At 74.0% G+C, this 19,981-nt stretch carries 18 protein-coding genes; 9 read left to right on the top strand and 9 right to left on the bottom strand.

Going from position 1 to position 19,981, the window contains the following annotated elements; translation table 11 throughout:
- The first annotated feature begins 46 nt into the window (after positions 1 to 46).
- Positions 47 to 2,005: a threonine/serine ThrE exporter family protein gene (locus H488_RS24390; RefSeq protein ID WP_017832759.1), complete on the top strand. Its 1,959-nt coding sequence runs from the start codon at positions 47 to 49 to the stop codon at positions 2,003 to 2,005.
- Positions 2,006 to 2,104: 99 nt separating this feature from the next.
- On the opposite strand, the gene H488_RS24385 is transcribed toward H488_RS24390, so the two are convergent.
- The 4 genes from H488_RS24385 to H488_RS24370 form a co-directional block, all read right to left on the bottom strand.
- Positions 2,105 to 3,943: an HNH endonuclease signature motif containing protein gene (locus H488_RS24385; RefSeq protein ID WP_017832758.1), complete on the bottom strand. Its 1,839-nt coding sequence runs from the start codon at positions 3,941 to 3,943 to the stop codon at positions 2,105 to 2,107.
- A gap of 244 nt (positions 3,944 to 4,187) precedes the next feature.
- Positions 4,188 to 5,138 (bottom strand): siderophore-interacting protein, encoded by a 951-nt coding sequence (locus H488_RS24380; RefSeq protein ID WP_017832756.1) that lies wholly within the window; start codon positions 5,136 to 5,138, stop codon positions 4,188 to 4,190.
- Between the two features lie 30 nt (positions 5,139 to 5,168).
- A complete protein-coding gene (locus H488_RS24375) occupies positions 5,169 to 5,846 on the bottom strand; it encodes a uracil-DNA glycosylase (protein ID WP_017832755.1) in 678 nt (225 codons plus the stop codon).
- Positions 5,847 to 5,909: 63 nt separating this feature from the next.
- A complete protein-coding gene (locus H488_RS24370; RefSeq protein ID WP_017832754.1) occupies positions 5,910 to 7,007 on the bottom strand; it encodes a YihY/virulence factor BrkB family protein in 1,098 nt (365 codons plus the stop codon).
- 110 nt (positions 7,008 to 7,117) lie between these two features.
- On the opposite strand from H488_RS24370, the gene H488_RS24365 reads away from it, so the two are divergent.
- From H488_RS24365 to H488_RS24335, 7 genes are all read left to right on the top strand, one after another.
- On the top strand, positions 7,118 to 7,825 hold the full coding sequence (locus H488_RS24365; protein WP_017832753.1) for an SDR family oxidoreductase: 708 nt from the start codon (positions 7,118 to 7,120) through the stop codon (positions 7,823 to 7,825).
- 14 nt (positions 7,826 to 7,839) lie between these two features.
- The gene (locus H488_RS24360) at positions 7,840 to 8,169 is read left to right on the top strand and encodes a DUF3263 domain-containing protein (protein WP_237740427.1); all 330 of its coding nucleotides are present in this window, start codon (positions 7,840 to 7,842) and stop codon (positions 8,167 to 8,169) included.
- Entirely contained in the window at positions 8,166 to 8,384 is a 219-nt protein-coding gene (locus tag H488_RS24355; RefSeq protein WP_017832751.1) for a hypothetical protein, read from the top strand. Before H488_RS24360 ends, H488_RS24355 begins: the two co-directional genes overlap by 4 nt.
- 127 nt (positions 8,385 to 8,511) lie before the next feature.
- Positions 8,512 to 9,111 (top strand): GNAT family N-acetyltransferase, encoded by a 600-nt coding sequence (locus H488_RS24350; RefSeq protein WP_017832750.1) that lies wholly within the window; start codon positions 8,512 to 8,514, stop codon positions 9,109 to 9,111.
- A gap of 250 nt (positions 9,112 to 9,361) precedes the next feature.
- Entirely contained in the window at positions 9,362 to 11,104 is a 1,743-nt protein-coding gene (gene groL / locus H488_RS24345) for a chaperonin GroEL (RefSeq protein WP_043738743.1), read from the top strand.
- Between the two features lie 150 nt (positions 11,105 to 11,254).
- Positions 11,255 to 11,962: an MgtC/SapB family protein gene (locus tag H488_RS24340; RefSeq protein ID WP_017832748.1), complete on the top strand. Its 708-nt coding sequence runs from the start codon at positions 11,255 to 11,257 to the stop codon at positions 11,960 to 11,962.
- Positions 11,963 to 12,022: 60 nt separating this feature from the next.
- Positions 12,023 to 13,045: an RNase H family protein gene (locus H488_RS24335; RefSeq protein WP_017832747.1), complete on the top strand. Its 1,023-nt coding sequence runs from the start codon at positions 12,023 to 12,025 to the stop codon at positions 13,043 to 13,045.
- Positions 13,046 to 13,054: 9 nt separating this feature from the next.
- On the opposite strand, the gene H488_RS24330 is transcribed toward H488_RS24335, so the two are convergent.
- From H488_RS24330 to H488_RS36490, 5 genes are all read right to left on the bottom strand, one after another.
- Complete coding sequence (locus H488_RS24330; protein ID WP_017832746.1) at positions 13,055 to 14,521, bottom strand: sensor histidine kinase; 1,467 nt, start codon at positions 14,519 to 14,521, stop codon at positions 13,055 to 13,057.
- A 12-nt stretch (positions 14,522 to 14,533) separates the two neighbouring features.
- Positions 14,534 to 15,256, bottom strand: a complete 723-nt coding sequence (locus H488_RS24325) for a response regulator transcription factor (RefSeq protein WP_017832745.1) — start codon at positions 15,254 to 15,256, stop codon at positions 14,534 to 14,536.
- A 36-nt stretch (positions 15,257 to 15,292) separates the two neighbouring features.
- On the bottom strand, positions 15,293 to 16,969 hold the full coding sequence (locus H488_RS24320) for a DNA repair helicase XPB (RefSeq protein ID WP_017832744.1): 1,677 nt from the start codon (positions 16,967 to 16,969) through the stop codon (positions 15,293 to 15,295).
- Positions 16,957 to 17,553: a helicase-associated domain-containing protein gene (locus tag H488_RS38510; protein ID WP_081615736.1), complete on the bottom strand. Its 597-nt coding sequence runs from the start codon at positions 17,551 to 17,553 to the stop codon at positions 16,957 to 16,959. Before H488_RS38510 ends, H488_RS24320 begins: the two co-directional genes overlap by 13 nt.
- A gap of 1,568 nt (positions 17,554 to 19,121) precedes the next feature.
- Complete coding sequence (locus H488_RS36490) at positions 19,122 to 19,373, bottom strand: hypothetical protein (protein WP_081615734.1); 252 nt, start codon at positions 19,371 to 19,373, stop codon at positions 19,122 to 19,124.
- A 154-nt stretch (positions 19,374 to 19,527) separates the two neighbouring features.
- Here H488_RS36490 and H488_RS24305 point away from each other — a divergent pair, with 154 nt between their 5' ends.
- Positions 19,528 to 19,911, top strand: a complete 384-nt coding sequence (locus H488_RS24305) for a cold-shock protein (protein ID WP_017832742.1) — start codon at positions 19,528 to 19,530, stop codon at positions 19,909 to 19,911.
- Positions 19,912 to 19,981 lie beyond the last annotated feature (70 nt).

The following is a 19,981-nucleotide window of genomic DNA, read 5'->3' as shown; positions in this document are numbered from 1 at the left end:
CGCCCGCCGGGCCCCCGCCCTCGCGCCCCGGAAGGAGGAACGCCGCGTGGTGACCGACCAGCGCGCCCCCCTGCGCCCGTTCGCCGCCTACCCCTCGTCGGACGGTGCCGAGGAGCCCGACCTCCACGTCGTCGAGCCCTTCGGTCCGGGCGGGGACACGACGCTCACGGGCGCCGCCCGCCCGGTCGCCCGGCACGGCGCGGGCCTGCCCGCGGTGCGCCCCACCGAGGACCAGGCCCAGCACGCCCGGCGCCGCGCCGGGACCACCGTGCTCGACATCGTGCCCGACGCCCCGCAGGCGCTGCCCGTGCTCAGCACGAGCCTGATCCGCCGGCACGGGGACACCCCCGAGCCGGAGAAGCGCCGCGAGCTGCTCTCCGCCGCCGAGACCGTGCCCCTGCCGGCGTCGGCGCGCCGGCGGCGCCGCACCGGCACCGACACGGTCCCCGTCTCCCGCCCGGAGACGACGACGATCGGGCCGCTCCCGGCTCCCGGCAAGAGCTCCGACCGGATGCAGCGGGGCGCCTACCCGTCCACCCGGGCGCAGGGGGCCCGGCCGGGCGGGCGCGCCCGGCTGCGCTCCATCCTGCAGGGGGAGGCCGCCCCGACCGCTCCCATGCGCGTGGTGGAACGGCTCAACGCCTCGCCCTTCGCCAATCTGCGCCGGTTCGGGGAGTCCACCAGCCGGCAGGCTCGGCGCACCCTCAACTTTGCGCTGCGGCTCGCGGAGACCATGTTCCACTACGGCGCGGACGCCCTCGACGTCGAGAACGCCATCATCGCCGTGTGCGCCACCTACGGGGTCGAGAACGTCGAGGTGGACATCACCAACCAGGCCGTGACGATCAACTACATCGCCGACGACCAGCCGGACGGCGGGGACACCCGGACCCGCGAGGACGTCTTCAACGACCCGGACACCAACAGCCACACGGTCATGCGGGTCGTGCGCTCCTGGACGGACAACTACGCGGGGCTGGCCGAGACGCACCAGCTGGTCGCGGACATCACGGGCGGTGAGATGCCCCGCGGGGAGGCGGAGCGGCGACTGGAGGCGATCAACGCCAAGCCCAAGCCCTATCCGCGGTGGATGGTGCGGGCCGCCACGGCCGCCGCGGCGATGACCATCACCGTCGGCATCGGCGGGGGAGTGCTGGGTGCGCTCGTGGCCGGTCTGTCCTCGGTCGTCAACCAGGTCGTGGCGCACCGGCTGGGCGTCTGGCGGATCCCCGAGTTCTTCACCATGGCCGCCCAGTCGGGGATCCTCACCACGATGGCCCTGCTGATGTCCTGGGCCGGTGTCGACCTGTCCCCGGCACGGGTCATCGCGGGCGGGATCATCCTGCTCCTGCCCACCACCCGCATGGTCTCCACCATGCAGGACGCGATCAACGGGTTCCCCGTCACGGCGGCCGGGCGGCTGCTCTCCACGTCCATGGCGTTCCTCGGCATCGTGGCCGGCATCGCCGGCGGCATCTCCGTGGCCGGCTACGCCGGCATGCCCCGGGTCGACGTCTCGCAGAGCGCCTTCGACCCGGTGGGCCCGCTGACCAACTCCGTGTTCATGCTGATCGCCACCGGGCTCATCGCGGTCACGATGCAGGCCAAGCCCCGTCACGTGCTCTCGACCGTGGCCGCCGCCCTCGGCGGTCTCGTGGTCTACCACACCGGCATGGCCGCCGGCCTGGGCTCCCGCCTGGACACGGCGCTCGCGGCGATCACCAGCGGGTGCGTGGCGACCGTGCTCGCGGCCCGGCACCGGATTCCCCAGCTGGTCCTGGCGATCCCCGCGATGACCTTCCTGCTGCCCGGGCTGTCCATCTTCCGCGGCATGTACACCATCACCGTGGAGACGGACACCTACGGCCCCGGGATCGTGGGTCTCGTCAACGCGATGGCCTCCATCGTGGCCCTGGCCTCCGGGGTGGTGCTCGGCAAGTACCTCATGCGGCCCTTCGTGGGGCACCTCAACGGCACCAGTTCTCGGCGCAACCGGCGCCGCTGACACGCTGACCAGTGTCAGCACCGTAGGGCGCTGTGGGCCGGGCCGGCACCGTGGTGGGCTGTGGGCCGGGGCATCGCCGGGGTGGATCGTCGGTGCGGCTCAGAACGGGGGCGGGTCGTCGTCCTGCCGGACCCCGTGGGGGCGGACCTGGTGAGGTCGGGCGCCGGAGGGCACGGTCCTGCGGGGTGTCCACAGGACCGCAGCCGGTGACGGCTCGTCCGGTGCCTGCTCTGCCGGGGGGCCGCCGTCGACGGGCAGGTCGTCGGCGATCCGCAGCGGCGAGAGCACGGGGTGGTGGTGCTGCTGGGGGTAGGTCACGTGGACGCGTCCTGCCGGTGAGGTCCATTCCAGGACGCCCTCCGGGGACTCCCGGCGGCGGTGCCGGACCCGCCAGCGCCCGAGCGGGCCGTCCCGGTGCTTGAGGACGTGGTGGTGACGGCACAGATGGGCGAGGTTGTCCGCGGCGGTCGGCCCGCCCTCGACCCAGGCCACGGTGTGGTCGAGGTCGCAGCGCTCGGCACGGCGCCGGCATCCGGGGAACCGGCAGGTGCCGTCCCTCGCTCGCAGCCGGCGCTTGAGATCGGCCGGCACGGCGTACGTGGTGCGGTCGTGGTCCAGGACGGTGCCGGTGACCGGATGTGTCAGAACCCTCGACCAGGACCCGGCGCCGGCGGCGATCCGCTCGGCCACGCTCACCGGGATCGGCCCGTAGCCGGCCAGCTCCGCGCAGCCCGGGCTCCCAGCAGGCCCGCCGCGGCCGGTGGCTCCGCCGGCGCTGCATGATCGGCCGGGGAGCCCGTCTCCGTTGGATGATTCACCGGGGACCGCGTGTCCGCCGGGTGATCTGCCGGGGAGCGCGCCTCCGTCGGGTGATCCTCCGGGAAGCCCGTCTCCGTCGGGCGACCGGCCGGGGGATCCGCGGTCGGGAGTCTGTGCGCTGTGCTCCAGCAGCGAAAGCACGGGAACGGTGACCGTGACCTGCCCGCGGATCCCGCGCAGGTGCTCCGGCATGCAGGCGGGCTCGCCGTCCAGCAGCAGTGCGGCGAGCACGTCCGCGCGCAGCTGCCCTGCCGTGCGCGGCCCGTCCTCCCAGCAGCTCCGGTCGTCGTCCGGGCCCCGGCCCTCAGCGACGCCCTGGCCGCCACACGCGGACCCGGCCAAGTCCGACGACGGGCTGTGCGGATCCACACGGGCGGCGACGGACGCGAGACGGGCGTGGACCGCGTGGGCGGTGGCCGCGTCCAGGAGCGCGCACAGCCGCGCCATGCCGTCCTCCTCGGGTTCTATCCACACCCTGCGCCCCCGGCGGGCCAGCCGGTGACGGTCCTCCTGAGACCCGGCCAGCAGCCAGGCCCGCCGCCTCCGGGCCAGCGCCCGGAGCTGCGACGCGGTGGCCGTCGGGGCCTTCTCCAGCAGCTCGTCCACGACACGGGACACGGCCTCGCCGAGCGGCCGCTGCTCGGGCGGCCGACCGGTCACACCCACCAGGTCCCGCCACAGGTCCACGATCACCTCGGTCTGGCGCGGGGCGATCGCCCCGGACTCGAGGGCCTGCAGGACCCGGGGCAGGCTCTCGGCGAGCAGGACCGCGTTCTCCACACGGCGCACCGCCGTACCCGCCGGCAGCCGCAGCGCCGGGCCGATCTCGTCGGCCACGTCCAGCACCGTGCGCTTCTCCGGTTCCGGGACGTGCTGCCCACGACTGCGGGCTCGCTCGTTCGACCAGCGTGCCCGGGCCGCCCGTCGCCGATCGTGCGCCTGCTCCTGCAGCTGCCACATCCGGTGGATCACCCGCAGCTGCCGGCCCGCAGCCCGTGCCTCCGCCCGGGCGTCCTCGACCAGCTCCGTCACAGCACCGGCGTACTCACGGTCGGCAACGGCCGTGTCCTCCCCGAGGACCTCCTCCGGGCTCCGCGGCCGGCCGGCGGTAGTGGTCATGTCTCATGATCCCCACCGGATCCGACACCATAAGGACGGAGACGGAGACGGAGACGGAGACGGAGACGGAGACGGAGACGGAGCCCGTGGCCCGGGCCGGGGCCATGCCCTGGGGCGGGGAGGAGCGGCCGTGAGACGCGGAGGGACGGCCCGGCTTCCGGGCGCGTCCGAGAACCGGTGCCCGATCTCGGGACGAGCAGCTCAGCGCCGCGCAGTCCGAAGGATCACCGCTCGCGGGTCCGGCTCAGAGGATCTGGCCGACCGGCAGCTTCTTCTCCGCCTGGAACACGTCCTCGGTGCGGCCCCTCGCCCAGTAGCCGGACAGCGAGACCTGGTCCCGCTCCAGCCGACGGCGCGTGAACAGCTCCTCACGCAGGGCCTTCATGACCTCCCGCTCGCCGTGGGCGAAGACCTGGACCCCTTCCGGGTCGGTGGGCCACCCGGCCTCGCGCACGGCCCGCACCAGGGCAGGGTCCTCTCCGGGACCGCTGTCCGCCCGGAACACCCAGCGCACCGCCATCCCGGCCGGGGCGGACACCGGCTGGACGTCGGAGGGCGTGTCCACCTCCAGCAGCACCTCGCCCTGCGCGGAGGCCGGGAGGGTCTCCAGGACGGCGAGGGCGGCGGGGATCGCGGCGTCGTCGGCGGCGATCAGGGTCCACGCGGCGTCCGGCGCCGGCGTCCACCTGCCCCCGGGGCCGAGGGCGATGATGCGGTCCCCGGGCTCGGCGCGGGCCGCCCACGGGCCGGCGAAGCCGTCGTCGCCGTGCAGCACGAAGTCCATCCACAGCTCGTGCCGCTCCGGCACGTACCGGCGGATGGTGAGGTGGCGGGTGACGGGCTGCCGGTCGCCCGGCAGGGTCTCCTTGAGCTCCCAGTAGTCGGGGTTCCGGCCAGGCTCCGCCCCCGGCCGCAACGAGCCTGTGGTCTCGGCGTCAGGAGCGTCCGTGCCAGGGTTCGCGGTGCCAACACCTGCCGTGCCGGGGAGCGCGGTGCCGGCTTCGCCCGTGCCGGGCCGGAGGAAGACGAGCTTCACGTACTTCTCGGGCGGGACGATGTCCGCGTAGCGCTCGGGCTCGTCGATGCCCAGGACCACCCGGACCATCGACGGGGACAGCAGCTCGCGGGAGCGCACCGTCAGGTTCAGCTGCGGCTTGCGGGGTCTGGCGGGCCGGGCCCCGGGGGTCGTCGTCATGCCGCCCACCCTAACGGAGGCCTCCTGGTGTCACAGCCGCCAGTCGACCGGCTCCGCGCCCTGCTGCTCGAGGAGCTGGTTCGTGCGGGAGAACGGCCGGGAGCCGAAGAAGCCCCGGGACGCGGACAGCGGGGACGGGTGCGCGGACTCGACCGTGGGGAAGCCGTCCAGCCACGCGGCAGTGCTCCGCGCGTCCCGGCCCCACAGGATGGCCACCAGCGGGGTCCCGCGGCCGGCGAGGGCCTTGATGGCGCGCTCCGTGACCGCTTCCCAGCCCTTGCCCCGGTGGGAGGCCGGGGCCCCCTCGCGCACGGTGAGGACCCTGTTCAGGAGCATCACGCCCTGCCGGGACCACGCGGAGAGGTCCCCGTGCTCCGGCGGGTCGACGCCGAGGTCGTCCCGCAGCTCCTTGTAGATGTTCTGCAGGGAGCGGGGCACTGGACGCACGTGGGGCTGCACGGAGAAGGACAGGCCCATGGCGTGGCCGGGAGTGGGGTAGGGGTCCTGCCCGACGACCAGCACCCTGACCTGCTCGAGCGGCTCCTGGAACGCCCGCAGGACCGCCGGGCCCTCCGGGAGCGTGCGGTGCCCGTCGGCGTGCTCCTCGCGCAGGAACCGGCCCATCTGCCGGATCTGCGGTTCCACGGGGGCGAGGGCCTCCGCCCAGTCGGGGGCCATGATCCTGTCCAGGGGCTGGGTCTCGCTCACGGTGCTCCTCGGTGCGGGTGCGGGGTCGATGCGGGTGCGAAAACGGGTGCGCCGTGCACCACTCTAGGCCGGTGCCGTGCCGTCCCCGGCGCGGGCGTGCTCCGTGGGGTCGGGACCGGCGTGCCGACGGCGCAGCGCGCGGCCCTCCTCGACGAGCTCCTGCTCCTTCGCTTGCATCCGCCGCACGCCCCGGAGGTCCCGCGGCGGCAGCCGCAGGTTCTCCTCGGCCTCGATCCCGGCCTGGAGCTGGCGTCCGCGCTCGATCTCGGCGTTGAGCTCGGCGCCCGCGAGCAGCACGATGTTCATGATCCAGATCCACAGCAGCAGGACGATCACTCCGCCGATGGCACCGTAGGTGGCGTTGTAGTCGTTGACGTTGGACACGTAGAAGCTGAACCCTGTGGTCGCAGCGCTCATGACCAGGATGGCGACCACCGAGCCGATGCTGAGCCACCGGAACCTCGGCTGCCGGATGTTCGGGGTGGCGTAGTAGAGCAGGGCGATCACGAACACGAGCAGCAGCAGCAGGGCCGGGATCCGCGCTGCCTGCCAGAGCTGGAGCACCGGCCCGCCCAGGCCGATCAGCCCGCCGAGCCGCTCGGCGACCGGCCCGGAGAGCAGCAGGAGCAGCATCATGCCCACCACCAGGACCACCAGGGACAGCGTCACCGCGATCATCAGGGGGTAGAGCTTCCAGACGGGGCGCCCCTCCTCGACCTCGTAGATCCGGTTCATGGACCGTCCGAAGGCCCGCACGTAGCCCGAGGCCGTCCACAGGGCGCCGACCAGACCGGTGACCAGGGCCAGGCCCGCGGACGGGAAGCCGGTGAGCTCGCCGATCGGCCCCTCGAGCACGGCCACGGCCCCCTCCGGGACCCCGAACTCGTCGAGCAGGCGCAGCAGGGTCCTGGTGGTCGCCTCGGCCTGACCGACGACGCCGAGCATCGACACCACTGTGAGCAGCCCCGGGAAGATGGACAGCACGGCGAAGAACGTCATCACCGCCGCCGAGTCCGTGCACTCGTCGCGGCGGAACTCGTGGACGGTCCGGCGCAGGATGTAGCTCCACGAGGGTCTCGTGATCTGCGCCGGCGACGAGGGCTTCTCCGCGCTGTCCGGGTCCGCCCCGGGATCTCCCGTGGCGTGGGGGTCGGCTGCCATGGGGCTCCTCCGCGTGGTCGGCTGCGGGCCAGGATACCGGGGCCGCCACCGCCCCGGCCCGTTCCGTCCTGGTCGGGCGGGACCGGCGGCGGACTGGCTAGAGTGGGCGCATGAGCGCTTCCTCCACCGAGACCCGACCCCTCGCCGTCGTCACCGGGGCCACCGGAGGCATCGGCCGCGCGTGCGTGGTGGACCTCGCCCGCGACCACGACGTCCTGGCCCTGGGCCGCGACGCCGGCCGGCTGGCCGAGCTCTCCGGCCTCCCGCACGTCACCGTCCGCGCCGCCGACCTGACCGACGTCGCGGCCCTGCCGTCCGTGGTGGCCGGCCTGGACCGGGTCGACGTCCTGGTGCACTCGGCGGCCGTGGCCGGGCGCACCACGGTGGAGGCCGCCTCCGTGGCGGACTGGCGGGCGCAGCTCGAGCTCAACGTGGTGGTCCCCGCGGAGCTGACCCGGCTCCTGCTGCCGGCCCTGCGAGCGGCGCGGGGGAAGGTCGTGTTCCTCAACTCCGGCTCGGGGCTCAACGCCCGCGCCGGGGACGCCGTCTACGCCGCCTCGAAGTTCGCCCTGCGCGCGCTCGCCGACTCGCTCCGCCAGGAGGTCGAGGCCGACGGCGTCGTGGTCAGCTCGGTGCACCCCGGCCCGGTCGACACGCAGATGCAGCGGGACATCCAGGCGGGCCTGGGCCACGAGTACGTCCCGGAGCGCTACCTCCGGCCGGAGTCCGTGGCCGCGGCGGTGCGCGCCGTCGTGGACGCGGGCGAGGACGCGCAGCTGACCACCCTCTCCCTGCGGCCGCGGGCCGAGTCGCGGTGACCGGCGAGGACGCGGTGCCCGAGGACGCGGTGCCCGCGGACGCCCGGCCCGACGACGACGCCGCCCTCGGCGCGGAGCCGGTGCCGGACGGGGAGGCCGCCCTCGACGGGGAAGACCCCGGGGAGGAGACCGGCCTGGACGCCGTGGACCGCGAGATCCTCTCGCTCGAGAACCTGCAGTGGAAGTACCAGGGGGCCAAGGAGATGGAGATCCGCCGCCGCCTGAACCTCTCGCCCACCCACTACTACCAGCGGCTCAACGTCCTGATCGACACCCGCGCAGCCCTCGAGCACGACCCGATGCTCGTGGCCAGGCTGCGCCGGCAGCGAGGAGACCACGGATGACCCAGTACCCGCACGACGAGTTCGACGACGTCCCCGAGGACGGGCCCCGCCAGGGCGCCCACCGCGGTGTCCGGCCGACCGTCCGCGTGGGCGCCCGGGAGCTCACCGCCATCGTCCTGGCCGGGGTGCTGACCCTCGGCGTCGGGGTGTTCTCGTTCCTCAACGCCCCGGGCGAGGCCGCCCCGGCGCCGGGCGCCACGTCCACGGGGTCCTGAGCCGGCCCGGTCCTCGAGGCGTCCCCCATCGGGCTCCGGTCCCGGAGCCCGACCGCTCCGACGCCGTTCACCACGACGTCGTCCACCACGACGTCGTCCACCCCTGACGCCACCGGAAGGAACCACCGTGCAGATCGAAGGAATCCGCGTCCGCGTCCGCGACTGGACCGAGGAGGACCTCGTCGACTACGAGGCGTGGATCATGCCGCCCGCCGGCGGCGGCGAGCACGAGTGGCAGCGCACGGACGGCCCGTTCTACCCGAACTTCACCGCCGAGGGCGCCCAGCGCTGGCTCGGCACCCTCCGGGAGCACGTGACGGCCGGGGACTGGCCGGATCCGCGCGAGACGATGGTGATCGCCGACGCCGCCGACGACCGGTTCATCGGGCAGGTGTCCTGGTACTGGTCGGAGAAGCCCACCGAGGACCCCGGTGACGGCACGCACCTGCTGCCGCTGCGCTCCCTGGGCATCACCGTGTACTCCCCGGAGCACTGGAGCGGCGGCTACGGCACCGAGGCGATGCGCCTGTGGATCGACTACCTCTTCGCCCACTCCGACTCCCACCGCCTCGACCTGGAGACGTGGAGCGGCAACGCGGGCATGTGCCGCGTGGCGGTGAAGCTGGGCTTCACCGAGGAGGCCAGGATCCGCCGGGCCCGCAGGGTCGGCGGCGAGTACTACGACCGGATGGTCTACGGCGTCCTGCGCGAGGAGTGGCAGGGCTGAGCGGAATCGGCTCAGGGGTTTGCACTCTCCGGGGACGAGTGCCAAGATTGCGATTAGCACTCAGTCGTGTGGACTGCTAATGGCTCGGTCCCCGGCCCGACCCGGGCAGCCACCGGCACAGGAGTGACACCTCAACCACCACGGTGAGGTGCCGCACGGCGTCGGGAAGAGTCCGCCGTCGTGCGCGCCGTCCGTCGCGGGCACCGTGGAGGTCGACCGTTTGTCTACCGTCCAGGAGGGACGAAGTCACATGGCAAAGATGATTGCTTTCGACGAAGAGGCACGCCGCGGACTCGAGCGGGGCCTGAACACCCTGGCCGACGCCGTCAAGGTCACCCTCGGCCCGCGCGGCCGCAACGTGGTCCTCGAGAAGGCCTGGGGCGCCCCCACGATCACCAACGACGGCGTGTCCATCGCCAAGGAGATCGAGCTCGACGAGCCGTTCGAGAAGATCGGCGCCGAGCTCGTCAAGGAGGTCGCCAAGAAGACCGACGACATCGCCGGCGACGGCACCACCACCGCCACCGTGCTCGCCCAGGCGCTCGTCAAGGAGGGCCTGCGCAACGTGGCCGCCGGCGCCGACCCGCTGAGCCTCAAGCGCGGCATCNTCGCCGGCGACGGCACCACCACCGCCACCGTGCTCGCCCAGGCGCTCGTCAAGGAGGGCCTGCGCAACGTGGCCGCCGGCGCCGACCCGCTGAGCCTCAAGCGCGGCATCGAGAAGGCCGTCGCCGCGGTCACCGAGGAGCTGCTGGCCTCCGCCAAGGAGGTCGAGACCGAGGAGCAGATCGCCGCCACGGCGTCGATCTCCGCCGGCGACCCCGAGATCGGCCGCCTCATCGCCCAGGCGATGGAGAAGGTCGGCAAGGAGGGCGTGATCACGGTCGAGGAGTCCAACACCTTCGGGCTGGACCTCGAGCTGACCGAGGGCATGCGCTTCGACAAGGGCTACCTCTCGGGCTACTTCGTCACCGACGCCGATCGCCAGGAGGCCGTCCTCGAGGATCCCTACATCCTCGTGGTCAACTCCAAGATCTCCGCGGTCAAGGACCTGGTCCCCGTGCTCGAGAAGGTCATGCAGGCCGGCAAGCCGCTGCTGATCATCGCCGAGGACGTCGAGGGCGAGGCCCTGGCGCTGCTGGTGCTCAACAAGATGCGCGGCTCCATCAAGTCCGTGGCCGTCAAGGCCCCCGGCTTCGGCGACCGCCGCAAGGCGCAGCTGGCCGACATCGCCATCCTCACCGGTGGCCAGGTCATCACCGAGGAGGTCGGGCTCTCCCTCGAGACCGCCACCGTGGACCTGCTGGGCCAGGCCCGCAAGGTCGTCGTGACGAAGGACGAGACCACCATCGTCGACGGCGCCGGCACCGCCGAGGAGATCGAGGGCCGCGTGGCCCAGATCCGCGCCGAGATCAACAACTCGGACTCGGACTACGACCGCGAGAAGCTGCAGGAGCGCCTGGCCAAGCTGGCCGGCGGCGTGGCCGTCCTCAAGGCCGGTGCCGCCACCGAGGTCGAGCTCAAGGAGCGCAAGCACCGCATCGAGGACGCCGTGCGCAACGCCAAGGCCGCCGTGGAGGAGGGCATCGTCGCCGGCGGCGGCGTGGCCCTGATCCAGGCCGGCCAGAAGGCGTTCGACAAGCTGCAGCTCACCGGCGACGAGGCCACCGGCGCGAACATCGTGAAGGTCGCCATCGACGCCCCGCTGAAGCAGATCGCGATCAACTCCGGCCTCGAGGCCGGCGTGGTCGTGGACAAGGTCCGCGGTCTGGCCCAGGGCCACGGCCTCAACGCCGCCACCGGCGAGTACGAGGACCTGATGGCCGCCGGCATCAACGACCCGGTCAAGGTGACCCGGTCCGCGCTGCAGAACGCGGCGTCCATCGCCGGGCTGTTCCTCACCACCGAGGCCGTCGTCGCCGACAAGCCGGAGCCCGCGGGCGCCGGTGCCGGTGCCGACGACGGCATGGGCGGCATGGGCGGCATGATGTGATCGACGGCTGACCCGTCGAGCGTGCCCAGCACGCATCCGGCACGGGCCGGGCACCTCGCGGAGGTGCCCGGCCCGTCGTCGTCCCGCACCTGGTGCCGCAGGGCCGGAAGTGGTGTTCAATCGTGAGCACCAGCTGCCGGAGGAGGTGCCGTGGACGTCGTCGTGTGGGACGCGGTCCCCGTCCAGGTCTCGCTCGTGCTGATCGCCTTCGGGCTCACCTCGCTGGTGGGCCTCGAACGGCGGCTGCGGCGCAAGAGCGCCGGACTGCGCACGCACGCCCTGGTCGGCACCGGGTCGGCGGTGTTCACCCTCGTGTCCGCCTACGGCTTCGGTGTCCTGCCCGGCATCGACGCCGGTCCCGACCCCTCCCGCGTGGCGGCCCAGATCATCACGGGCATCGGCTTCCTGGGCGCGGGCGTGATCTTCACGAACCGGGACGTGGTGCACGGCCTGACGACGGCTGCGAGCATCTGGCTCTCCGCGGCCATCGGGATGGCCTGCGGGGCCGGGCTCGTGCCGCTCGCCGTCGTCGCCACGGGCCTGCACTTCGTCTCCGCGATCCTGCTGACCCCGCTCTCCCGCCGCCTGCCCGGGATGGTGGCCCCGCAGGGACTCCGGCTGCGCTACGAGGACGGGCACGGCGTGCTGCGGGAGGTCCTGACGGTGGTCGACGAGCTGCAGCTGAGCGCCTCCGTGGTCTCGAGCCGGACGGTCGAGGGGTCCGAGGGCACCGAGGTGGAGCTGCTCCTGCGGCTCGAGGGCAAGACGGACCTGCGCACGGCGGCCGTGCAGCTGTCGAGGGTCGCCGGGGTGCGCGACGTCGCCCAGCAGCAGCTCGAGCAGGAGCCCGGCGACTGAGCCGGTGGCGCACGGGACCCGTGGCGCACGGCGTCCGGGCGCCGTGAAAAGATGAGTGCCATGACGATCACTGCTGCCGCCGACGGCTCCGCGCTGGGCAATCCCGGTCCCGCGGGATGGGCCTGGTACATCGACGACAACACCTGGCGGGCCGGCGGGTGGCCGCACGGCACCAACAACATGGGCGAGCTCAAGGCCGTCCTGGACCTGCTCGAGGCCACGGCCCACCGCCCCGACGAGCCCCTGCGGGTGCTGTGCGACAGCCAGTACGTCATCAACTCGATCACGAAGTGGATGCCCGGCTGGAAGAAGAAGGGCTGGAAGAAGAGGGACGGCAAGCCCGTCCTCAACGTGGAGCTCATGAAGGCCCTGGACGCCGCGATGGCGGGCCGCGACGTGCGCTTCGAGTGGGTCAAGGGCCACGCCGGCCACGAGCTCAACGAGGCCGCCGACGTCCGTGCCCGGGCCGTGGCCACCGCGTTCCAGACCGGTCGCCCCGCGCCCGAGGGACCCGGGTTCGACGGCGCCGCCCGGCACCCGGACGGAGCGGGCACCCGGACCTCGGCCCGGGAGCTGCTGGACGCCCCGGAGCCGGTGGACGCCGCGCCGCTGGTGGAGGCCCCAGGGCCGGGGGAGGACACGGATCCCGGCGCGTTCGAGGACCGGCACGACCCCGATCTGCTGAGCGAGCTGCTCGCCCACGAGGAGGAGCTCGCCCGCGGCCGCACGGCGGGGGAGACCGTCCAGGAACTCGAGCGGGACCTGCTCCGCCCGGAGGTCAGGGCGGACCCGGGCCGGCTGGGCCAGCTGCTGCACGAGGCCTTCGCCGAGGTCGGTGCCTCGGGGTCGTGGCGCTCCCGGGCGGACGTCCTCGACCGGCTGCCCCGCGAACCCGGGCTCGGCGCGGTGGACGTGCACGTGCTGGAGGCCACCGAGCTCGGCCCCGCGGCCGTGCACCTTGTCTACCGGCTCACGGCGGGGGACCGCACGAGCCTGCGCAGCTCCCTGTGGGTCCGGGAGGACTCCCGCAACGAGCTGGGGCCCTGGCAGCTGCGCTTCCACCAGGGCACCTACGAGTCCTGACGGGCCCGCTCACACCTCCGGGGCGTCGTCGGCGGGCTCGATGCCCGGCACGCGCACGGTCATCGTCGCCCCGCCGCCGGGGGTCTCGGTGAGCCGCACCGTGCCGTCGTGCTGCTGGACGATCGCGGCCACGATGGACAGCCCCAGCCCCGTCCCGCCGGTCTCGCGCGTGCGGGAGGAGTCGGCCCGGTAGAAGCGCTCGAAGACGCGCTCCGCGTCCTCGCCCTGGATGCCCGGGCCGTGGTCGCGCACCTGCAGGACGGCGTTGAAGGAGTCGTCGACCGAGCGCTCCACGCCCACCGCGATCTCGATCGGCGTGCCCTCCGGGGTGTAGCGCAGGGCGTTGGTCACGAGGTTCGCCACGACCTGGCGCAGCCGGAACTCGTCGCCGTGCACCCATGCCGAGACCGGGCCCCCGCCCCCCAGGCCGCCGACCTCGATCCGCCGGTCGGGGGCGGAGGCGCGGGCGTCCCCTGCCGCGTCGAACGCGAGGTGGAGCAGGTCCACGTCGACGTTCTCCGCGGGCCGCCGCTCGTCGAGGCGCGCGAGCATCAGCAGGTCCTCCACGAGCTGCGTCATCCGCTTCGCCTCCGACTCGATCCGGGACATCGCCCCGGCCACGTCCTCGGGCTCCTGCAGGGCGCCGTGCCGGTAGAGCTCCGAGTAGCCCCGGATGGTCACCAGGGGCGTGCGCAGCTCGTGGGAGGCGTCGGCCACGAACCGCCGGAGCTTGGTCTCGGACCGGGTGCGGGCGTCGAAGGCGTCCTCGATGTGGCCGAGCATCGCGTTGAGCGACGCCGAGAGCTGGCCGATCTCGGTCTGCCGGTTGTAGCCCTCCATGCGCTGGGAGAGGTCGCCCTCGGCGATCCGGGCGGCGGTCTGCTCCACCCGGTGCAGGGGCGCGAACGCCCGGGTGACCAGGATCCAGCCGACCGCCATGGCCGCGAACAGGGTCGCCACCCCGAAGCTCAGCGTCAGGAGGGTCACCGCGCTGAGCATCGCGTTCATGTCGTCGAGCGGCTCGGCGACCGCCACCACGAGGTTCAGCCGTTCCGTCTCGGCCGCGACCACCCGCCACCGGCGGTCCGGGGCGTCCACGGAGCCCACGGTCGTCGGCTCGAAGGGGTTCTCCCGCACGTGCTCGAGGTCGACCTGCGACAGGTCCGGCCGCCGCTCGAGCACGCCCTCCGGGGTGTGCACCGCCTCGGCGAGGGTCTCGCCGTCGGCGTCGAGCAGGAACCCGGCGTGCGGCACCTGGACGCCCTGCGCCCCGCCCATGTCGGCGACCAACACGGTGGAGACCGGCCGGACGGAGTCCCGCAGCCCGCGGTCGATGTCGTTCAGGAGCGAGGTGCGCAGCACCGAGATCGCCACGAAGCTCGTCACCAGGATGGACAGCGCCAGGAGCAGGCCCGTGAGCACCATGAGCTGCGAGCGCAGCGATGCCGAGCGCCACCGGGAGGACAGGGTGTGCATCCCGGGGCCGGGTCAGTGGTTCTTGTGCTGGGAGCGCAGGAGGTAGCCGACGCCGCGCTTGGTGTGGATCAGCGGGGGCAGCTCGGGGTCGTTGTCGATCTTCCGGCGCAGGTAGGAGATGTAGGACTCCACGATCGAGGCGTCCCCGTTGAAGTCGTACTCCCACACGTGGTCGAGGATCTGCGCCTTGGACAGCACGCGGTTCGGGTTGAGCATGAGGTAGCGCAGCAGCTTGAACTCGGTGGGGGACAGGTCGATCTCCCGCTCGCCCCGGAACACCTCGTGCGCGTCGTCGTCGAGGACCAGGTCGTCCACGCGCAGCCGGGAGTCGTCCTCCTCGGCGGGCTGCGTGCGGCGCAGGACCGCGCGGATGCGGGCGACGACCTCGTCGAGGCTGAAGGGCTTGGTGACGTAGTCGTCGCCGCCCACGGTCAGACCGGTGACCTTGTCCTCGGTCTCGTCCTTCGCCGTGAGGAAGAGGATGGGGAAGTGCTGCCCGGACGCGCGCAGCTTGCGGGTCACGGTGAAGCCGTCCATGTCCGGGAGCATGACGTCGAGCACCGCGAGGTCCGGGTTCTCGGACTCCGCCTTGGCCAGGGCGTCACGGCCGTTGGCGGCGGTGACCACCTCGAAGCCGGCGAAGCGCAGGGACGTGGCCAGCAGCTCGAGGATGTTGGGCTCGTCGTCGACGACGAGCAGTTTCGCTTCGGGGTTGTCGTTCTTCACGCCGCCCATTTTCTCGGAACACCCTGAACGCCGCCTGAACGGCGCTCACCGGTCCTCGGGGAGTTCGCCGGGGGCCTCGACGGCGGCGGCGTCGACGATCCGGTAGGCGTAGCCCTGCTCCGCGAGGAAGCGGCGGCGCCGGGCCGCGTAGTCGGCGTCCACGGTGTCGCGGGCCACCACGGTGTAGAAGGTCGCCGGGCGGCCGTCGTGCTTGGGCCGCAGCAGCCGGCCCAGGCGCTGCGCCTCCTCCTGGCGGGAGCCGAAGGCCCCCGAGACCTGCACCGCGACCGAGGCCTCCGGCAGGTCCACCGAGAAGTTCGCGACCTTGGAGACCACGAGCACCGGCAGCTCCCCGGCCCGGAACGCGGCGAAGAGCTTCTCCCGCCGGGCCGTGCCGGTGCTGCCGTTGAGCACCGGGGCGGCCAGCAGCGCGCCCAGCTCGTCGAGCTGGTCCAGGAACTGCCCGATCACGAGCACCGGCTCCCCGCGGTGGCGGGCCACGAGCCGGGCCACGACGTCGAGCTTGTGCGCGGAGGACGAGGCGAGGCGGTGCCGGTCGGCGTCCTCCGCGGAGGCGTAGGCCATCCGGTCCGCGAGGGGCAGCTCCACCCGGACCTCGACGCAGTCGGCGGGGGCGATGTGGCCCTGGGCCTCGATCTCCCGCCACGGCGCGTCGTAGCGCTTCGGGCCGATGAGGGAGAACACCTCGCCCTCGCGGTGGTCCTCGCGCACCAGGGTGGCCGTCAGGCCCAGCCGGCGCCGCGCCTGCAGCTCGGCGGTCATCCGGAACACGGGGGCGGGCAGCAGGTGCACCTCGTCGTAGACGATCAGCCCCCAGTCGTGCCCGTCGAGCAGCTCGAGGTGCGGGTGGATCCCGCCGCGGCGCGCCGTCAGCACCTGGTAGGTGGCGATCGTCACCGGACGGACCTCCTTGACGGCTCCGGAGTACTCGCCGATCTCGTCCTCCGTCAGGGTGGTCCGGCGCAGCAGCTCGGCCTTCCACTGCCGCGCCGAGACCGTGCTCGTGACCAAGACGAGCGTCGTCGTCGAGCTCGCGGCCATCACCCCGGCACCCACCAGCGTCTTGCCGGCGCCGCACGGCAGGACGACGACGCCGCTGCCGCCCGCCCAGAAGTTCTCCACCGCGTGGCGCTGGTAGGGGCGCAGGGCCCAGGCCTCGCCCGTCACGGGGTCCGTCTCCGTCAGGGCGACGGGGTGGGGCGTGCCGTCCACGTAGCCGGCCCGGTCCTCCGCCGGCCACCCCACGGTGAGCAGCAGCTGCTTGAGCTGGCCGCGGGCGCTCGCGTGCACCACCGTGGTGGCGCCGTCGATGCGGGGACCGAGCAGCGGGGCGATCTTCCGGTGCCGGGCGATCTCCTCCAGGACGGGGGCGTCGTGGCAGCGCAGCACGAGCCCGTGCACCGGGTCCTGCTCGAGCACCAGGCGGCCGTAGCGGGACATCGTCTCGTCGATGTCCAGGAGCAGGGCGTGGGGGACCGGGAAGCGGGAGCGGGTGAGGAGGACGTCGAGCACCTGCTCGGCGTCCAGCCCGGCGGCCCGGGCGTTCCACAGGCCCAGCGGGGTGATGCGGTAGGTGTGCACGTGCTCCGGGGCGCGCTCGAGCTCCGCGAAGGCCGCGAGCTCCCGCCGGGCGTCGTCGGCGTCCTCGTGGTCGAGCTCGAGCAGCACGGTCCGGTCGCTCTGGACGATCAGGGGTCCCACGGGGTGGCTCCTCCGCTGTCGGTCGGGTCGTCGATCAGGTCCTCGGCCGGGTCGTCGGGCGGGTCCTCGGGCGGGCGCCGTCCGCGGTCCCGGCCGGTGAGCCGGTCCACCAGGTCCTCGATCTCCTCCGCGGAGGGGACGGGCAGGCGCGGGGTGGGCACCTCGAGCAGCAGGGTCGGGTCCGCGGCGGGGGCCTGCGGCGCGGGCTCCGCGGGGGCGACGTCGAGGGCCGGCTCCGTGCCGGTGGCCCGGACGGCCGCCGCGAGCTCCCGGAGCCCGCTCTCCCGGCCGGCGGGTCCCCGGCGCCGGCCGGGGGCCTCCTCCCCGGCGTCGACCACGAGCACGCCGGGGGCGGGCCGGCGCAGCCGCCGCCCCGCGAGGTCCGGGGAGCCGGCGAGCGCCTCCAGCAGCTCCTCCTCGCCGGTGAGCACCCAGTCCGCCCGGGTGATCCGGATCCGCCCGTGGCCCCGGCCGGCCTCCTCGACCAGGTAGGCCAGGGCCTGGGGCACCGGGCCCCGGCCGTGCTCCTCGAGCCAGGCCAGGATCGAGGGCGGGGTCCAGCCGGCGTCGAGCGCCCGGTGCAGGGAGCGCTCGCTGAAGCGGTGCCGCGTTTTCGAACTCGTTTTGCGTCCGGTCNCGTGCCGTTGCTAAAACCCTTTCGAAAACGGTCGAGGGCGCGCGCCACGTCCGGGGCGAGGTGGCCCGTGGCCGTCGCCGTGAGGTCGCTCTGCAGCAGCACCGTCCGCGAGGGCGCGGGCAGCCACCCGGCCACGGAGCGGACGGCGTCCTCGGGCCGGTCCTCCGCGAGCGCCCGGCCGGGCTCGGTCAGGGCGTCGGCGCCCACCAGGCCGAGTTCGGCGGCCTCCGTCAGCATCCCCGGGCCCCACCGGTCCAGGGCGCGGGCCAGGCGCGGGCGCCGCCAGCGGGCGAGCGCCAGCACGTCCTCGGGGCCGTGGCCCCCCGGCGCCCGCTCGGCGAGCTCGGCGTGGGCGGCCAGCAGCGCCCGGCGCACCACCGGGGCCTCCGGGGCGTGGGTGCCGCGGGTGAGGACCCCGACGACCGTGCCGTCCGCGAGGGGCAGGCCCACCGCGGAGGGGACGACGTCGGAGGCCAGCCACGACCGGACCACGTGCCACCACTGGCCGGCGCGCTCGGCGTCCTCGAAGGGCGCCGGCGCGGGACGCCAGGCCGAGGTGTCCGGGTCCAGCCGCACGAGCCCGGCCAGTTCGCCCAGACCGAGGAGCCGGACGAGCTCGGAGTGCTCGATCCCGAGGGCGGAGCGCAGCCGGCGCAGCTCGCGCACGCCGATCCCGCCCGCCCGCAGGGTGGTCAGCGGGCGGGCCCGCAGCTCGGCGCGCAGGGCCGCGGTCCGGCGCAGCAGCTGCTCGACCGCCGCCGCGGCGGCGTTGTCCCGCAGCCGGTCGGGCACCCGGAGGGCCGGCCCGACCGGCGGCTCCGGGGAGGTCGCGGCCCATGGGTCGGGCCCGCGCAGGAGCAGCCCGACCTCCCTCGGGAGCTCCACGTGGCGGGAGTCCACGGGGAGGAGGATGCCGTGGGCCAGGAGCCAGTCGACGGGCCGGGCGCCGGCGTCGACGGCCGGGTCGACACGGCGCAGGGCGTCCGGCAGAGCACCCACGGGACGGGAGCGGAACCGTTCGAGGACCTCCCGCGCGGGGGCGGGCCACTGCGCGAGGTCCTCGGCGGTGCGCAGCAGGGCCGCGGCCCCCGCCGCGTCCGGCGCCCCGCCGCGCAGCCGGGCGGCGAGGGCGGCGAGCACCGGCCGCGGACGGCCCAGGCCCGCCGGATAGCGGCCGAGGGCCTCCGCCAGGCCGGGCACGAGCCGGAGCGCGTCGTCGTCCCGGTGGACCAGGCCCAGACGGTGCAGCCGGTCCCAGGGCGGGCCGGCCAGCAGCCGCGCGGCGGGATCCTCCGGCGGGCCCAGCAGCACGGCGCGCTCGACGGCGTCCAGCTCGGGCCGGGAGAGGGCGTCGAGGGCCCGGCGCAGCCCCGCCCGGGACAGCAGGGCCTCGGCGAGGTCCTCGAGGGACTCCGTGCCCGGGCGCGCGGCGTCGGGCCGGGCCGCGAGCAGCTCGCCCAGCTCGGCGGGGGAGCGGGACGCGAGATCCCGGAGCAGCCCGTCCGGGAGCACGGATCAGGCCCGGCGGCGGCGCAGCAGGGAGCGCACGAGGACCGCGCAGAACAGCAGGAAGGCCACCGGGAACGCGAACCACGGCACCACCGTGAGCCCGTCCCAGGGGTCCGCTCCGACGGCCGTGAGCACGAGCAGCAGGGCGAGGCACACGGCGCACACCAGGCCGAGCACCACCGCGGAGACGCCGAGGACGTCGATCCCGGGGCGTCGGGCGGTGCGGGGCGCGGGCGCGCGGTCGTCGGAGACAGGCATGGCTCCAGGGTACCGAGCGCAACGGTGTGCCGCTGACCGCGCCCCGGCGGTCCCCGCCCCCGGAGCAGGGCTAGAATGGGAGGTTCCACAGGGTGGCTCGGCGGCAGGGACCGACGGGCCGCCCCTCCACGAACACGAGGACGAGGGAGACAGCGTGCCCACCGGCAAGGTCAAGTGGTTCGATGCGAAGAAGGGCTTCGGCTTCCTGGCGGCCGACGACGGCCAGGAAGTGTTCCTGCCCTCCTCGGCGCTGCCCTCCGGTGCCACCACGGTGAAGCCGGGCACGCGGATGGAGTTCGGGGTGGCCCAGGGTCGGCGCGGCGCGCAGGCGCTCTCCGTCCGGATCCTCGACCGGACCCCGTCGGTCGCGAAGAACGTCCGCAAGCCCGCCGACGAGATGGCGGTCATCACCGAGGACCTCATCAAGCTCCTGGACGAGATGTCCAACGGGCTGCACCGGGGCCGCTACCCGGACTCCGCGCACGGGAAGAAGATCGCCGCCATCCTGCGCACGGTGGCCGACAACCTGGACGTCTGAGGCCGCCGCGCCGTTGCCGTCCACCGATCCCGAGCAACCACCCGCCGGCCCCCGCCGGCACCCACCCGAG

Source organism: Kocuria sp. UCD-OTCP (assembly GCF_000349605.1).
Taxonomy (GTDB): Bacteria; Actinomycetota; Actinomycetes; order Actinomycetales; family Micrococcaceae; genus Kocuria; species Kocuria rosea.
The sequence above is the reverse complement of the archived record's forward strand: the minus strand, read 5'-3'. Positions and strand labels throughout refer to the sequence as shown.

What these genes read in the sequence shown, in the direction of transcription:
- H488_RS24380 (WP_017832756.1), bottom strand. Translation starts at nt 5,138, where the DNA reads ATGACGACGACCCCCGGGGCCCGGCCCGCCAGACCCCGCAAGCCGCAG.
- H488_RS24385 (WP_017832758.1), bottom strand. Translation starts at nt 3,943, where the DNA reads ATGACCACTACCGCCGGCCGGCCGCGGAGCCCGGAGGAGGTCCTCGGG.
- H488_RS24365 (WP_017832753.1), top strand. Translation starts at nt 7,118, where the DNA reads ATGAGCGCTTCCTCCACCGAGACCCGACCCCTCGCCGTCGTCACCGGG.
- H488_RS24325 (WP_017832745.1), bottom strand. Translation starts at nt 15,256, where the DNA reads ATGGGCGGCGTGAAGAACGACAACCCCGAAGCGAAACTGCTCGTCGTC.
- H488_RS24355 (WP_017832751.1), top strand. Translation starts at nt 8,166, where the DNA reads ATGACCCAGTACCCGCACGACGAGTTCGACGACGTCCCCGAGGACGGG.
- H488_RS24370 (WP_017832754.1), bottom strand. Translation starts at nt 7,007, where the DNA reads ATGGCAGCCGACCCCCACGCCACGGGAGATCCCGGGGCGGACCCGGAC.
- H488_RS36490 (WP_081615734.1), bottom strand. Translation starts at nt 19,373, where the DNA reads ATGCCTGTCTCCGACGACCGCGCGCCCGCGCCCCGCACCGCCCGACGC.
- H488_RS24330 (WP_017832746.1), bottom strand. Translation starts at nt 14,521, where the DNA reads ATGCACACCCTGTCCTCCCGGTGGCGCTCGGCATCGCTGCGCTCGCAG.
- H488_RS24335 (WP_017832747.1), top strand. Translation starts at nt 12,023, where the DNA reads ATGACGATCACTGCTGCCGCCGACGGCTCCGCGCTGGGCAATCCCGGT.